Annotated in this window: 15 protein-coding genes and 1 tRNA gene; 5 read left to right on the top strand and 11 right to left on the bottom strand. The window is 59.5% G+C overall.

All coding sequences use genetic code 11. From position 1 onward, the window contains the following. Positions 1–57 precede the first annotated feature (57 nt). The 4 genes from ACR1XV_RS14315 to ACR1XV_RS14300 all read right to left on the bottom strand — a co-directional run bounded on the left by ACR1XV_RS14315 (position 58) and on the right by ACR1XV_RS14300 (position 3,266). Positions 58–1,728, bottom strand: a complete 1,671-nt coding sequence (locus tag ACR1XV_RS14315) for a sulfatase-like hydrolase/transferase (RefSeq protein WP_480532460.1) — start codon at positions 1,726–1,728, stop codon at positions 58–60. Between the two features lie 15 nt (positions 1,729–1,743). Continuing rightward, on the bottom strand, positions 1,744–1,974 hold the full coding sequence (gene nqrM / locus ACR1XV_RS14310) for a (Na+)-NQR maturation NqrM (RefSeq protein ID WP_480531099.1): 231 nt from the start codon (positions 1,972–1,974) through the stop codon (positions 1,744–1,746). 15 nt (positions 1,975–1,989) lie between these two features. Beyond that, entirely contained in the window at positions 1,990–3,015 is a 1,026-nt protein-coding gene (locus tag ACR1XV_RS14305; protein ID WP_480532457.1) for an FAD:protein FMN transferase, read from the bottom strand. Between the two features lie 65 nt (positions 3,016–3,080). Then, entirely contained in the window at positions 3,081–3,266 is a 186-nt protein-coding gene (locus tag ACR1XV_RS14300) for a hypothetical protein (RefSeq protein WP_480532455.1), read from the bottom strand. Positions 3,267–3,389: 123 nt separating this feature from the next. Between ACR1XV_RS14300 and ACR1XV_RS14295 the strand changes: the two genes are divergently transcribed. Then, the gene (locus tag ACR1XV_RS14295) at positions 3,390–3,914 is read left to right on the top strand and encodes a CBS domain-containing protein (RefSeq protein WP_480532453.1); all 525 of its coding nucleotides are present in this window, start codon (positions 3,390–3,392) and stop codon (positions 3,912–3,914) included. Here the strand turns inward: ACR1XV_RS14295 and ACR1XV_RS14290 are convergent. Then, a complete protein-coding gene (locus ACR1XV_RS14290) occupies positions 3,911–4,696 on the bottom strand; it encodes a metallophosphoesterase family protein (RefSeq protein ID WP_480532451.1) in 786 nt (261 codons plus the stop codon). The genes ACR1XV_RS14295 and ACR1XV_RS14290 overlap by 4 nt on opposite strands. A 151-nt stretch (positions 4,697–4,847) precedes the next feature. Between ACR1XV_RS14290 and ACR1XV_RS14285 the strand changes: the two genes are divergently transcribed. Together ACR1XV_RS14285 and tviB are read left to right on the top strand one after the other, a co-directional pair. Further along, positions 4,848–5,861 carry a GDP-mannose 4,6-dehydratase gene (locus ACR1XV_RS14285; RefSeq protein WP_480532449.1) on the top strand — a complete coding sequence of 338 codons (1,014 nt, stop codon included), beginning with the start codon at positions 4,848–4,850 and terminating at the stop codon, positions 5,859–5,861. A 15-nt stretch (positions 5,862–5,876) separates the two neighbouring features. Next, positions 5,877–7,160, top strand: a complete 1,284-nt coding sequence (tviB, locus tag ACR1XV_RS14280; protein WP_480532447.1) for a Vi polysaccharide biosynthesis UDP-N-acetylglucosamine C-6 dehydrogenase TviB — start codon at positions 5,877–5,879, stop codon at positions 7,158–7,160. A gap of 57 nt (positions 7,161–7,217) precedes the next feature. Here tviB and nqrF read toward each other — a convergent pair whose 3' ends face one another. Genes nqrF through ACR1XV_RS14250 form a run of 6 tightly spaced genes read right to left on the bottom strand, consistent with a single transcriptional unit; the run spans position 7,218 to position 13,087 of the window. Continuing rightward, positions 7,218–8,441, bottom strand: coding sequence for an NADH:ubiquinone reductase (Na(+)-transporting) subunit F (gene nqrF, locus ACR1XV_RS14275; RefSeq protein WP_480532445.1), 1,224 nt, complete (start codon positions 8,439–8,441; stop codon positions 7,218–7,220). 10 nt (positions 8,442–8,451) lie between these two features. Further along, positions 8,452–9,060: an NADH:ubiquinone reductase (Na(+)-transporting) subunit E gene (gene nqrE, locus ACR1XV_RS14270; RefSeq protein WP_050603817.1), complete on the bottom strand. Its 609-nt coding sequence runs from the start codon at positions 9,058–9,060 to the stop codon at positions 8,452–8,454. Beyond that, positions 9,060–9,713: an NADH:ubiquinone reductase (Na(+)-transporting) subunit D gene (locus ACR1XV_RS14265; protein WP_480532443.1), complete on the bottom strand. Its 654-nt coding sequence runs from the start codon at positions 9,711–9,713 to the stop codon at positions 9,060–9,062. The genes nqrE and ACR1XV_RS14265 overlap by 1 nt, the downstream gene beginning before the upstream one ends. Further along, a complete protein-coding gene (locus ACR1XV_RS14260) occupies positions 9,713–10,540 on the bottom strand; it encodes a Na(+)-translocating NADH-quinone reductase subunit C (protein ID WP_480532441.1) in 828 nt (275 codons plus the stop codon). Before ACR1XV_RS14260 ends, ACR1XV_RS14265 begins: the two co-directional genes overlap by 1 nt. After that, entirely contained in the window at positions 10,533–11,741 is a 1,209-nt protein-coding gene (locus ACR1XV_RS14255; protein ID WP_480532439.1) for an NADH:ubiquinone reductase (Na(+)-transporting) subunit B, read from the bottom strand. Before ACR1XV_RS14255 ends, ACR1XV_RS14260 begins: the two co-directional genes overlap by 8 nt. A gap of 5 nt (positions 11,742–11,746) precedes the next feature. Beyond that, complete coding sequence (locus ACR1XV_RS14250) at positions 11,747–13,087, bottom strand: Na(+)-translocating NADH-quinone reductase subunit A (RefSeq protein WP_480532542.1); 1,341 nt, start codon at positions 13,085–13,087, stop codon at positions 11,747–11,749. Positions 13,088–13,334: 247 nt separating this feature from the next. On the opposite strand from ACR1XV_RS14250, the gene ACR1XV_RS14245 reads away from it, so the two are divergent. Further along, the gene (locus tag ACR1XV_RS14245; RefSeq protein ID WP_480532436.1) at positions 13,335–14,447 is read left to right on the top strand and encodes a THUMP domain-containing class I SAM-dependent RNA methyltransferase; all 1,113 of its coding nucleotides are present in this window, start codon (positions 13,335–13,337) and stop codon (positions 14,445–14,447) included. 62 nt (positions 14,448–14,509) lie between these two features. Then, positions 14,510–14,586: transfer RNA gene (locus tag ACR1XV_RS14240), tRNA-Pro, on the top strand. The last annotated feature ends 42 nt before the right edge of the window (positions 14,587–14,628 follow it).

Here is a 14,628-nt window from a genome sequence, read left to right as displayed (position 1 = left end):
TCTTCTACCCCCTGCCCGCGCAAGGTTGAACCGTCTTTTCAGGGTGCTGGTTCAGAATTAATCCGGCTTGTAGTCGCCAAAGGGCCGCGCCTTTCGGTTGCGGTACTTCACCGTCAGTTCCAGCGGCATATCGTTTTCGTCGTAAATGCCGATTACCACGCCGGTTCCTCGGCTTGATCCGTGCATGTTCAACAACTGCTCTTGCGACCGCGTTGTGCGCTGTGATGGACGCCGCGCCCAGGCGAACAGGTGGTCATACATCTGGGCAATGACCTCTGCGTGCTGGGCGCTTTGGCCCAGATCGGTCAGTTCATTGGGATCATTCTCAAGATCGAACAGAATCGGGCGAAATCCACCCTCGCAATGGATCAGCTTCCATTTCTCGTTTGCGACCATGAACATGACCGCATCGCGCACCGAGACATTCAGCACCTGCGCAATGGGCGAGGCGGAATAGTCATATTCGCAGATCACCACATCGCGCGGGGTGCTGTTCGCCTGACCGCGCAGGATCGGCAGCAATGAATGCCCTTCGAGGATGTGCCCGGCGGGTTCTCCGCCCGCGATCTCCAGAAAGGTGGGGGCCAGATCAATGGATTCGACCAGCGCATCACAGGCGGTGCCACGTGTGGCGTCGGCCTCGGGGGATGGATCGTAGATGATCAGGGGCATTTTGGTCGAGGCATCGTGGAAGAAGGTCTTCTCTCCCATCCAGTGATCGCCCAGAAAATCCCCATGGTCCGAGGTCAGCACGATCATCGTATCCCGCATCCGCCCGGTCTGTTCCATCCAGTCAAACAGCCGCCCCATCTGGTCATCGGCTTGTTTGATGAGGCCCATATAGGCAGGGATCACGGCCTCGCGCACATCCTGCCGCGAGAAGGTCTGGCCGATCTTCGTATCCATGAATGCCTTGAGCACCGGATGCGCGTTCTGCCTCTCAGCCTCGGACCGAACCACGGGCAAGACGTGCTCGGGACCGTACATCGAAGCGTAAGGCTCGGGCACGATATAGGGCCAATGCGGCTTGATATAGCTGAGGTGGCAGCACCATGGGCCCTCATGGGTTTCCATGAACTCGATCCCACGGGTGGTCAGATAGGGCGTCTCACTATCTTCTTCGGCGATATTCGCCGCCTCTGATGAGTTTTTCAGGAACCAGCCCGACAGCACATTGCCATCGGCATCCAGCCCGGAATTGGCAAAGTCATGCCACGGGTTGTCGCTCTCATACCCTTTGTCTTTGAGGTATTCGTTATATTTCTTGGCTCCGTCCGGGTCGTAGAAGCCGTCTGGCCCTTCGGGGCGCATCCCGTCATCGCGTTCAAAGACGTCAAAGCCGCATTCCGCCACGCGCGCGCCGATCAGGCTGTCGGGTTCCAGCCCCAGCCGGGCCATCCCTTCGGCATCGGCGCGCATGTGGGTTTTGCCGACCAGCCAGCAATCCATCCCCGCCTTGCGCAGGTGATCGCCCATCGTCATCTCTCCGACTTTCAGCGGAATGCCGTTCCATGACGCACCGTGCGAATGCACATACCGTCCGGTATAGGTCGACATGCGGGAACTGCCGCAGATCGGCGACTGGATGTAGGCGCGGTCAAAACGCACACCCATTGAGGCCAGACGGTCGATATTCGGCGTATGCAGATGAGGGTGTCCGTAGCAGCTGAGGTAATCCCGGCGCAGCTGATCGAACATGATGAAAAGGATGTTCTTGGCTTTACTCATGCCAAGAGGGGTATCCTAGCCTTCCATCTGTTGCAGCATCTTTTTCGCACGCTTGCACTGCAACTGGTCGCGCAGGGGGCTGTCGGGGTCGATATCCTTCTGACAGACCACGCATTTGTCAGCGCCTGAAATCGCATTCAAGCCACCGCAACTGCCCTTGATGGTCTTGCCCATCAACATCACACCCAAGGACATGCCGACCATGATGATCAGCAACAGGATGAAGGCCAGAATAAAGGTGCTCATTGCGGTTCCTACCGGTCAGTTGGTCCCCAGCGCATCCTTGAAGGCGCTGCTTTGTACGGTGATATAGGCTTCTTCCCCGCTTGTCACATCCCGCGAGATGAAGAACACGGCAAGTTTATGCTTTTCGGCCAGCTCCAGCCCCTTCTCCTGCCCCAGCGCCAGCATCGCCGTGGCCCAGGCATCCGCCATCATCGCGTTTTCTGCCAGAACAGTGACCGAGGTTGTGCGATGTGTAATCGGGTGCCCCGTGGTTGGATCAATGATATGCGAATAGCGCACACCGTCCTGTTCAAAGAAATTCTTGTAATCGCCCGAGGTCGCCATGCCTAGATTTTCCAGCGGCACGATCAGTTGAATGGCCTGTGCGCCAGCCTCAGGTTTCTCAACCCCGATGCGCCAGCTTTCGCCCTTGTCGTTCTCACCCATGGCCACGAGATCCCCGCCGATCTCGACCATGTAATTCTCGATGCCTGCCCCGCGCAGTTGCGCCGCCAGCGCGTCAATCCCATAGCCTTTGGCGATTGCGGACAGGTTGATCCCCACGCCCGGCTCGGACTTGGCCAGAGTGCCCGCGTCACGATCCAGCGTCAGCAAACGGGCCTGCCCCACCTGCTCTAACGCCGCCGCAATCTCGGCATCCGCAGGCACCGGGTCTTCGGGTTTGCGGGGACCGAACCCCCAAAGCTCGATCAGCGGGCCCAGAGTAACATCGAATGTGCCGCCGGATTTGGCATGCACGTCATTGGCGGCCTCAACGACAAGAGCGAACTCGTCGGATACCTGCATCGGCGCGGTGCTGGTCGAGGCCGAGAAGGTCGAGACCTCGGAATTCGGGTCCCAGTTGGACATCTTTGCATTGACCTCGGCCAAGGTGTCCTGAACCGCTTGGCCCAGTGCGACCTCGTCCAGATCTTCGCCGATCGCGGTAATGTTGAAGGTCGTCCCCATCGTCTCGCCCGACAGGCGCACCACATCCGGTTCCTTGTCGAACAGGCAGGCGGTGACGAACAGCAGCGAAGCCAGTGCAATCAGTTGGCGCATTAGGGTCCCCCGGCAAAACACGTGCCCGGCATATGCCAGCGGCCCCGATCAGAGTCAAACCGGCCTCAGACCTCTAGCGGTAGAAAGGCCAGCGCAAACAGCCCGATCGCGGCGGGGACGCCAAATAGCCAGGCGCGTTTCTGCCACCCCTTCGGTTGCTGTTTCCACGCCATGCGGAAATTGTGGCCGCAGACGACAACTGCAAAAAAGATCAGCGCAGCCACGGGTGGGGTCAGATAGAGATCGCTCAAAAGCCTCGATTTCCTTGTAAACGGGCCGGGCTGCGCCGGAATTCGAAATTGCACCCTATACAGTCTCGGTGCCTGCGATAAGGTAGAAGAAACAGCCATTTCCGGTGAAGGAGGAGACCGCCCATGGCCCCAAGCTCTTACCAGCCCCCGACACGCGGCGACAAGGCCGGGTCGACAACCCGTAGCCAGTCCGTTGAAACCAACCTTTCACAGACCCATACCACGGTTGCAAAGCTGATGGAGGGTAAGGGCGACGCGGTGTTTGCGGTGCGCCCCAACGACACGATCCATTCCGTTGTGGATATCCTGCGCGAAAAACGCATCGGGGCCGTGGTGGTGACCGATCAGAACGGGGCGCTGCAGGGCATCCTTTCGGAACGCGACATTGTGCGCCGCATGGCTGAAACACCGGGACAGACCCTGCCGCAATCGGTGTCCGAGTTGATGACGACAGAGGTCAAGACCTGCGCACCGAATGACCTTTTGAACGACGTGCTGAAAACCATGACCGAGGGGCGATTCCGCCACATGCCGGTGCTGAGCGACGGCAATTTGCGCGGCGTCATAACCATTGGTGACGTGGTGCATTTCCGGCTGAAGGAACTGGAATACGAAGCGCTCAAGATGAAGCAGATGATCGTCGGCTAGCGGCTGACCGTGCTGCGGATGATCCCGTCGCGGCTGGTCGAGATGAACTGCACGGCCCCGTCCGAAATCTCGGCGGCAGTCAGTTGATTGGTGGCAAATGCGCCTGTGTCGATTGAGATGACGCGGCCTTGCACGCGAGGCTCATCGACGATGGAGTGCCCGTGAACCACCCATTGCCCGTCTTTGCGTGGCTTGCCGGGGAAATTCGGATGCCCCCACAGGCAGATCCGGTCCTGTTGCCCGTCTAAGGGCTGCGCCGGGTCCAGCGCGCCGTGAACGGCGGTGATGTTGCCTTGTGTCCAAGTCACGGGCCGGTCGCGCAGCCAGTCCAGCAGCGGTTCATCCATCGCATGTCGCAATTGCTCGGCCAGCGCGGTGGCATCGAGGTTCTGGATGTTGGTCACACCGAAAGAGGCGAGCGTCTGTATGCCGCCATTGTGCATCCAGATACGTTCCATCCCGGCGGGATCGTCGAGAAAGCCCAACAGCATCTCTTCGTGATTGCCTCTCAGGCAGATGGCGCGGCTGCGGGCATCGGTGCTGAGACGATGCAGGTGGCGCAAGACCTCAGCGCTGGAGTCGCCCCGGTCGACATAATCGCCCAGAAAGACCAGCGGCACCGTATCGTCCAACGCCTCCAGCAGGACCTGCAACAGGTCAAACCTGCCGTGAACATCGCCGATCGCATAGAAGCGACCCGCAGGGGCCAGCGTCGACAACCCGACACCGGGCGGCTGCGCTGTTTCGGGGGACAGAAGGCGTTTGATCCATTGCGGTAGCATTGGCCAGATGCCTAACCCGGCACGTGACGGGCGGCAATGATCAAATCTGTGCGTGGCCGGGCCTTGCTGTAGGAAACATGAAAAATCCACTTGACGACCGGACGGGGAAAGTATCCCTGAGGGACAGGTTTCGGACAATGGTGCAGAACGCATGAAGCGGGTATTGATTACGGGCACGGCTGGGTTCATCGGCTATTATCTTGCAAAGCTGCTGTTGTCTGAGGGGTTTCGGGTGCACGGCTATGATGGAATGACGGATTACTATGACGTCGCCCTCAAGCAACGGCGGCACCAGATGCTGCTGCAGAACCCGGGCTTCACCGCGACCGAGGCCTTGCTGGAAGATCATGAAAAGCTGATGCAGGTGGCCGAAGAGTTCCAGCCCGAGGTTATCGTTCACCTCGCCGCGCAGGCCGGGGTGCGTTACAGCCTTGAAAACCCGCGCAGCTATATCGACTCGAACGTGGTGGGTACCTTTAACGTGATGGAGGCCGCGCGGGTGCACAAGGTCGATCACCTGCTGATGGCCTCGACCTCGTCGGTCTATGGCGCCAACGAAGACATGCCGTTCACCGAGGTCGAAAAGGCCGATCACCAACTGACCATTTATGCCGCGACCAAAAAGGCCAATGAGGCGATGGGGCATTCCTATGCGCATCTCTGGGATCTGCCGACGACGATGTTCCGGTTCTTCACGGTCTATGGCCCGTGGGGACGGCCCGATCTGGCGCTGTATAAATTCGTTGATGCAATCCTCGATGGCCGACCGATTGATATCTATAACCACGGCGATATGTATCGCGACTTTACCAATGTCGAAGATCTTGTACGCGGCATCCGGCTACTGATCGATGTGCCGCCGATCCGGCCCGCCAGCCCGGATGAGATCGAAGAGGGCGACAGCCTGTCCCCTGCCGCGCCCTATCGGGTGGTCAATATCGGCAACGGCGACAAGGTGCGGTTGATGGATTTTATCGAGACCATCGAAGACGCCATCGGCCAGAAAGCGATCCGCAACTATATGCCCATGCAGATGGGCGATGTCCCGGCCACATGGGCAGATAACGATCTGCTGCAGCGCCTGACAGGATACCGCCCGCAGACCGATTTCAAGGATGGCGTCGCCCAGTTCGTCAAATGGTTCCGCGAGTATCACGGCAAATAAGCAGAAGTGACCGCCATGTTTGAAACCGATCCAAATGCCCGCAAGATCGCCGTCATCGGCCTCGGCTATGTCGGCTTGCCGCTGGCGGTGGCTTTTGGTCGGATCGGGCCGGTTGTTGGCTTCGACATCAATGCGGACCGGATCGCGGCCTTGCGGGCCGGTCAGGACACGACTTTGGAGGTCGAGCCCGCTGAGTTGAGCGCCGCGACTGGTTTGAGCTTCACAACAGACACCACCGATCTCGCAGCCTGCGACACCTATATCGTGACGGTCCCCACGCCGATCACACCGGGCAAGCAACCTGACCTTGGGCCGCTGCTTAGTGCGTCAGAAACGGTTGGTTCGGTTTTGAAACCGGGTGATCTGGTCATCTACGAATCCACTGTCTATCCCGGCGCGACCGAGGAGGATTGCGTTCCGGTGCTCGAACGCGCCTCGGGCCTGTCATTCAACCGGGATTTCTTTGCGGGCTACAGCCCCGAACGGATCAATCCCGGCGACAAGACCCATCGGATTGCGGACATTTGCAAGGTGACCTCGGGCTCGACCCCCAAGGTCGCTGATCTGGTCGACGCGCTTTATACCCGGATCATCACCGCAGGCACCCACAAGGCCGAGAGTATTCGCGTGGCCGAGGCCGCGAAGGTGATCGAGAACACCCAACGTGATCTAAACATCGCTTTGGTGAATGAGCTGGCCATGATCTTTGGTCGCCTTGGCATCGATACCGACGCCGTGCTGCGCGCTGCCGGAACCAAGTGGAACTTTCTGCCTTTCCGTCCGGGTCTGGTTGGCGGGCACTGTATCGGCGTTGACCCATATTATCTGACCCACAAGGCCGAGGCAGTCGGACACCACCCCCAGATCATCCTCGCCGGGCGCCGCCTGAACGATAGTATGGGCAGCTATGTCGTGTCTCAACTGGTCAAGCGCATGACGCGCGAAGGGATAGACGTAAGCGCGGCACGGGTGCTGATCATGGGTCTGACCTTCAAGGAAAACTGCCCTGATCTACGGAATACGCGAGTCGTCGATATCATCACCGAACTGCAGGACTATGGCATATCTGTAGAGGTTCATGACCCGCATGCCGATCCGCAGGCGGCGCAGGACGAATATGGGATTTCTTTGATCGCGCAGCCTGAGCAGTCATCCTATGACGGGCTTGTTCTGGCGGTTGCACATCGCGAGTATCTGGCGCTCGATCCAGCGGAAATCCGGCGATATGGCAAGGATCAAAGCGTTCTATTCGACGTCAAATCTTGTCTGCCCGTTAACGCAAGTGATCTGCGGTTGTAACACACCAACTCGGCCTGAAAGAAAACCGGCGCCCTAAAGCGCCGGTTCGTTTGCTGATCACCCGCCGAAATCGTCGAGCATGATATCTTCGCGGTCCACGCCCAGATCCAGCAGCATGTTGATGACCGACTGGTTCATGATTGGCGGACCGCACATATAGTATTCGCAATCCTCGGGGGCCGGATGGTTCTTGAGGTATTCTTCGAAAAGAACATTGTGAATGAAGCCGGTATAGCCTTTCCAGTCATCCTCGGGCTGGGCATCCGACAGGGCGACATGCCATTCGAAATTGTCAAATTCTTTGGCCAAGGTGTCGAAATCTTCAACAAAGAACATCTCTTTCTTCGACCGCGCACCGTACCAGAAACTGATCTTGCGATTACGGTTCTCTAGGCGCTTGAGTTGGTCAAAGATATGACTGCGCATCGGGGCCATGCCAGCACCGCCGCCGATAAAGACCATCTCTTTCTCGGTCTCGCGGGCGAAGAATTCACCGAACGGGCCCGAAATCGTAACCTTATCGCCCGGCTTCAGGTTGAAGATATACGACGACATCTGACCCGGAGGGATACCTTCCGACCCCGGAGGCGGCGAGGCCACACGGACGTTCAGCATGATCATGCCCTTTTCGTCCGGGTAGTTGGCCATTGAATAGGCCCGCTCGATCGGTTCGGCCACGGTGGATTTGTATTGCCACAGATTGAAGCGATCCCAATCCTCGCGATACTCTTCTTCAACATCGAAATCGGTATAGGCCAGCTGGTGCGCGGGCGCTTCGATCTGGATGTAGCCACCGGCGCGGAAATTCACATCTTCGCCTTCGGGCAGGTCCAGAGTCAGGGCCTTGATGAAGGTCGCGACGTTTTCATTTGACCGGACCGTGCATTCCCATTTCTTGACACCAAAGACCTCTTCCGCGACTTCGATATCCATGTCCTGCTTGACCGCGACCTGACAGGACAGGCGGTCGCCGCACGAAGCCTCGCGCTTGGTGATATGGCTTTCCTCGGTCGGCAGGATTGATCCGCCGCCCGAATGGACACGCACGCGGCATTGGGCACAGGTGCCGCCGCCACCACAGGCGGATGGCACGAACAGCTTCTCGGCCGCCAGGGTTTGCAGCAACTTGCCGCCTGCAGGTACCGAAATGGTTTTTTCGCCGTTGATGGTGATGTTGACGTTACCCGTCGACACCAGCTTGGATCGCGCTGCCATGATGATGGCCACCAGCGCCAGAACGATCAGGGTAAAAAGGATGACGCCTAAGCTAAAGGTTTCCATTGCGCCCTCCTTACAGTTTCACGCCCGAGAAGGACATGAAGGCCATCGCCATCAGACCCGCGGTGATGAAAGTGATCCCCAGACCCTGCAGGCCGTCGGGAATATCCGAGTATTTCAGCTTTTCCCGGACGCCCGCCATCGCGGTGATCGCCAGCGCCCAGCCAAAGCCGGAGGACAGGCCATAGGTCGCCGCCTCGGCGAAGTTATAGTCGCGTTCCACCATGAACAGCGAACCACCAAGGATGGCGCAGTTCACCGTGATCAGCGGCAGGAAGATCCCCAGCGCGTTGTAGAGCGGCGGGAAATACTTGTCCAAAACCATCTCGAGGATTTGCACCATCGCCGCGATCACGCCGATATACGAGATCAGGCCGAGGAAGGTCAGGTCCACATCCGGAAAACCCGCCCAGGCCAGCGCGCCCGGTTTCAGCAGGTAGTTCAGCAACAGGTTGTTGGCAGGAACGGTGATGGCCTGCACCACCATAACCGAAATGCCCAGCCCCAGCGCGGTCGAAATCTTCTTGGACACGGCGATGAAGGTACACATCCCCAGAAAGAAGCTGAGCGCGAGGTTTTCGACAAAGATGGCCTTTACGGCCAGTGAGATCAGACCTTCCATCAGTGCGCCTCTACCTGCTGGATTTTGTATTCACGTTCCTCGACCTGATTTGGCTTCCAAGTGCGGAAGGCCCAGATGATCAGACCGATTATGAAGAACGCCGAGGGCGGCAGCAGCAGCATGCCGTTGGGCACGTACCAGCCGCCATTGTTCACGGTTTGCAGGATGGTGACGCCGAACAGCGAACCGGCACCGAACAGTTCGCGGATGAAGCCCACCAGCAGCAGGATCAGGCCATAGCCCATGCCGTTGCCAACACCGTCGATGAAGGACGCCATCGGTGGGTTCTTCATCGCAAAAGCCTCGGCCCGGCCCATCACGATACAGTTGGTGATGATCAGACCGACGAAGACCGACAGGGTCTTGGATATCTGGAACGCATAGGCCTTGAGGATCTGGTCCACCAGAATAACCAGCGACGCGATGATCACCATCTGCACGATGATCCGGATCGAGCCGGGGATCTGGTTGCGCAGCATCGAGATGAACATCGATGCAAAACCGGTCACAAAAGTCACCGCCAGCGCCATCACGAACGCCACCTGCAGCGAGGATGTCACCGCCAGCGCCGAGCAGATGCCCAACACCTGCAGGGTGATGGGGTTGTTGTCGACAAGCGGGTCGACCAGCATCTCTTTCTTGGTCTGAGACATCAGAATTCTCCTGCTTGCAGTTTGGCCAGGAACGGAGCGTAGCCCGCATCGCCCATCCAGAACTTCACCAGATTATCGACCCCGACCGAGGTTAGCGTCGCCCCGGCCAGCGCGTCGACATAGAAATCGGGGCCTGCGGCGGGTTGCGATTTGGCAACCGTGATCTGCAAGTCGCCCGCATCGTCACGCAGCTTTTTGCCGTTCCACAGCGCCTTCCAGCGCGGGTTGTCCACCTCGGCTCCAAGGCCCGGTGTTTCGCCGTGCTGATAGAATTGCAGACCATAGATATCGTTGCCGTTGTTTTCTAGCGCGATAAAGCCATAGAGCGTCGACCACAGGCCATATCCGTGCAGCGGCAGGATCACCTTGTCCAAGGCCCCCGCCTCGTCGCGCAGCAGATAGATCACGCGGTACTTGGCCTTGCGACCGATCCCGGCCGGGTCATTGTCCAAGGCAACGCTCAGTTCAGGATCGCTGGCGGCGGCCTGATCGTCAAACGTGGCCGGGTCGAACTGGTCATCCACGAATTCGCCGGTTGCGAGGTCCAGCACATGCGGTTCAAACGCGGCGAAAGCCTCGGTCACGTCGATGCCGGGCTCAAAGACACCCGCCACCTGCAGGACGTTAACCTGCTTGTCCTTAAGCGCGTTGGCTTCCTGCACAGGGCGCAGGCTGACGGCGGCGGCGGACACGACCATTGAGGCAACAAGGCAGACCGCTACGGCGACAAAGATTGTCTTGCCGACCGAATCCGGTGAAGCCGCCAGAAACTTGGCAATCGCGCCCTTGGGTGCGTCGTTGTTATCTGGGGATTGCGTATCAGACATGGCGACGCGCCCTCCGTTTGATGTTGGCCTGTACGACGAAGTAGTCGATCAGCGGCGCAAAGACGTTCCCGAACAGGATGGCCAGCATCATGCCCTCGGGGAAGGCCGGGTTCACCACACGGATCAACACAACCATGACACCGATCAGCGCGCCATAGACATAGCGCCCAAGATTGGTGTGGCTGGCGGAAACGGGCTCGGTCACCATGAAGGCCAGACCGAAGGCGTACCCACCCAGAACGATGTGCCAGTACCATGGCATCGCGAACATCGGGTTAGTGTCTGACCCGATCAGGTTCAGCAACAGGGTAAAGCCGATTGTGCCGGCCAGACAGCCCACGATCAGGCGATAATTGGCGATCTTGGTCATCAGCAGGAATGCCAGACCGATCATGCAGGCCAGCGTCGAGGTTTCACCAAAGCTGCCCTGAATGGTACCAAAAAACGCGCTGGACCAAGTGATGCCCTCAGCCGCCAGCGCCTGCACGCCCTCGGCTGCCGACACGGCCAACGCGGTCGCGCCCGAGAAGCCGTCAACCGGGGTCCAGACCGCGTCACCCGACATTTGCGCCGGGTAGGCGAAATACAGGAACGCGCGGCCCACCAGCGCCGGGTTCAGGAAGTTTTTGCCGGTGCCGCCGAACACCTCTTTGCCGATCACCACCCCGAAGATGATGCCCAGAGCGACCTGCCACAGGGGCGTCGTTGCGGGCATGATCAGCGTGTAAAGCATTGAAGTAACGAGAAAGCCTTCGTTCACCTCATGGCCGCGCACGGTGGCGAAGATGACCTCGAAGATGCCGCCTGCAACCAGTGTCACGATATAAATCGGCAGGAAATACAGCAGCCCATGCGCGACGTTGGCAAAGATGCTGGACGGGTCCAGCGAGATGCCGAACATCTGCAACAGGGCAATCCGCCAGCCGGTCGCGGCATCCGCGCCCAAGGCCGCAATGGCCGAATTCGCTTGATAGCCGGTGTTCCACATCCCCCACAGGATGCAGGGGATCGTCGCGATCACGACATAGGTCATGATCCGTTTCATATCCACGTAAGACCGCGCGTGGGGTGCTACGGTGGCGACGGTTTTCGGAGTATAGATAAAGCTTTCCACCATCTCGTAGATGGGGAAATACTTCTCGTACTTGCCGCCCTTGGTAAAGTTCGGCTCGATCCGATCAAAGAAGCTGCGCAAACCCATGTGGCTCAGCCCTCCTTCTCAATCTTGGTCAGGCAGTCGCGCAGCGCCAGCCCGTATTCATATTTTGCAGGACAGGCAAAGCCGACAAGGCCCAGATCCTCTTCGTCCAGCTCGAGCGCGCCAAGCGCCTGCGCGGTGTCGGTGTCCATCACCAGAAGTGCGCGCAGCAGTTGCGTGGGCAGATAGTCCTGCGGCATCAGCTCTTCGAACACGCCGGTTGGAACCATCGCACGGCGACCGCCATTCAGGTTCGACGTGAACGCATAGAGTTTCTTCGCAAAGGCCGAGCCCAACACCGGTTGCACCGAATATTTCGACGGCATCGGTCTGATCCAGCCCATGGGGATCTGGTCATGATCCTCGCGGATAATGCTGATCTGCCGCGCAAAGCGGCCAAGATAGGCAGTTGGCCCCTTCGCGTGCTGCCCGGACAGAATCGAGCCCGATATGATCCGGGCGGTACCATCGACCGCCACTTCATCGCTGGTCAGGTCGTCGGTTGACGCGCCCATGACGGTGCGGATCAGGCGCGGCTGCCGCGCCCCCGGCCCGGTCAGCGCGATCACGATATTCGGGTCCAGATGGCCCGTCTGCATCAGGCGGCCTATGGCGATCACGTCCTGATAGCCGATGGTCCAGACCTGCTTGTCGCCTGCCAGAGGTTCAAGAAAATGGATATGCGTCCCGGCAAGGCCCGAGGGGTGTGGCCCGGAAAACGCCGCTGCGTCAACACCCGGCAGATCGGTGCCGGGGACCTGAGCGCCATCCCGATGGCACAGATAGGTCTTGCCGTCGGTCAGCTTCGCTATGGCTGTCAGTCCGGCGGCAAAGGCATCACCCGCCTCGGCGATGACCAGAGCGGCATCCGGGGCCAGCGGATCGCTGTCCATGGCGGTCACGAAAATCGCATCGGGTTTTGTGCCCGGCTGGGGCATCTTGGAATAGGGCCGCGTACGAAACGAGGTCCACAGACCCGAGGCGCAGAGTTTCGCCGTCAGACCCTCGGCGCTGTCATCACCTGTGCCGGAGAAATCGACGCCGCTATCGTTGGCATCGGACACCTCGATCACGACGCTTTGCAGAACACGGCGCGCACCCCGGTTGATGGCGACGACCTTGCCGCTGAGCGGGGCAACCATCATCGCGTCGGGCGCGTCCTTATGGCAGAACAGAGCTGTGCCGCGCTGAACCTCGTCGCCTTCCTGCACCAGCATCTTGGGCTTCAGGCCGATATAGTCGCCGCCCAGAACCGCAACGGTGGAAAATGCGGGGCCGGGGTGAATTTTCTGTTCGGGTGCGCCTTCAACCGGCAGATCCAACCCCTTTTTCAGTTTGAAACTGTGCATGTTGTTCTGGTCTTCCAAGCCTTGTTCCTGCGCTATCTGCCCTGGCTGTCCGTGCCGGTCCGATGCGAGCCATGCGGCATCCGTTCGATTATGGCTCCTTTACGCGTGGATTGCGGCAAACGCAAACCCGTTACCGCACAAACTCATGGCTTGGGCCCGGGTTCTGGCGGTTTTCCGGCCAGATGCGGCGATTTGCCGGGGCAAATTGGCGGTCGCGCGGGCGGGGCAACCGGTGTAAGCACCGGGAATGGAAAACGCAGAGTTCGAGATTTTTTTGATCGCTACGCCGGGGCTCGAGGGCCCCTTATGCGCCGAAGCCGTCGCGCGCGGGTTCTCTGACGCCCGTGCGACAGCCGGAGGCGTCATCTGCCGGGGTGGCTGGTCCGAGGTCTGGCGCGCCAATCTTGAACTGCGCGGTGCCAACAAGGTTCTGGTCCGGTTGGGTAGTTTTCCGGCCGTGCATCTGGCGCAGCTGGACAAGCGCGCGCGCAAATTTCCGTGGTCGGATTTCCTGCGCCCGGATGTACCGGTCAAGGTCGAGGCCACCAGCCGCAAATCCCGCATCTATCATGCCGGTGCGGCCCGCCAGCGGGTCGAGCGCGCCATCACGGAAACGCTGGGGGCACCGATTTTGTCAGACGCCACTCTGCGGGTGCTGCTGCGGATCGAAAAGGATATCTGCACCTTTTCGGTGGATACATCCGGCGATCCGCTGCACAAGCGCGGCCACAAAACCGCAGTCGCCAAGGCCCCGATGCGCGAGACGATGGCGGCGATGTTCCTGCATGAGTGCGGCTTTGACGGCGCTCAACCTGTGCTGGACCCCATGTGCGGCTCGGGCACTTTTGTGATTGAGGCCGCCGAAATTGCTCTGGGCCTGCGTCCGGGCCGGTCGCGCCGGTTTGCATTCGAGGACCTGGCGGGGTTCGACAGCGACGAATGGCAGGGAATGCGGCAGCCGCGCCCGGTATCGCAAACTGATCTGAGGTTTTACGGCTCGGACCGCAATGCCGGCGCGATCGAGGCTGCATCGAATAATGCCGCCAGTGCGGGCGTGGATCAGAGCACCCGGTTCCAACAGCGCGCAGTCAGCGACATCAAGCCTCCGGAAGGCCCCGCTGGTCTGGTCATCGTGAATCCACCCTATGGAGCGCGGATCGGTGATGAGAAACGGCTGCGGTCACTTTACGGCAGTCTAGGCAAAGTGCTGCTGAACCGGTTCCAGGGCTGGCGCGTCGGCATAGTCACAACCACGCCCGGCCTCGCCCGCGCCGCGCGCCTGCCCCTGTTGCCACCGGGCCCGGTTGTCGATCACGGCGGCACGAAGATTCGGCTGTACCGAACCGACCCGCTGGCATAGCGCTCCGGGTCAAAAACCCTCTTGCACATCCAAATCGTGAGGTATAGATCACCCGCCACGGTCGGAGTGTAGCTCAGCCTGGTAGAGCACTGTCTTCGGGAGGCAGGGGTCGGAGGTTCGAATCCTCTCACTCCGACCAATAAAATCAAGAACATACGCGAAAATTGAAATCTGCAACTTG

It is taken from the genome of Ruegeria sp. AD2(2025) (assembly GCF_056542385.1).
Note: the sequence above shows the minus strand (reverse complement) of the source record. Positions and strands in the feature narration are given on the sequence as shown.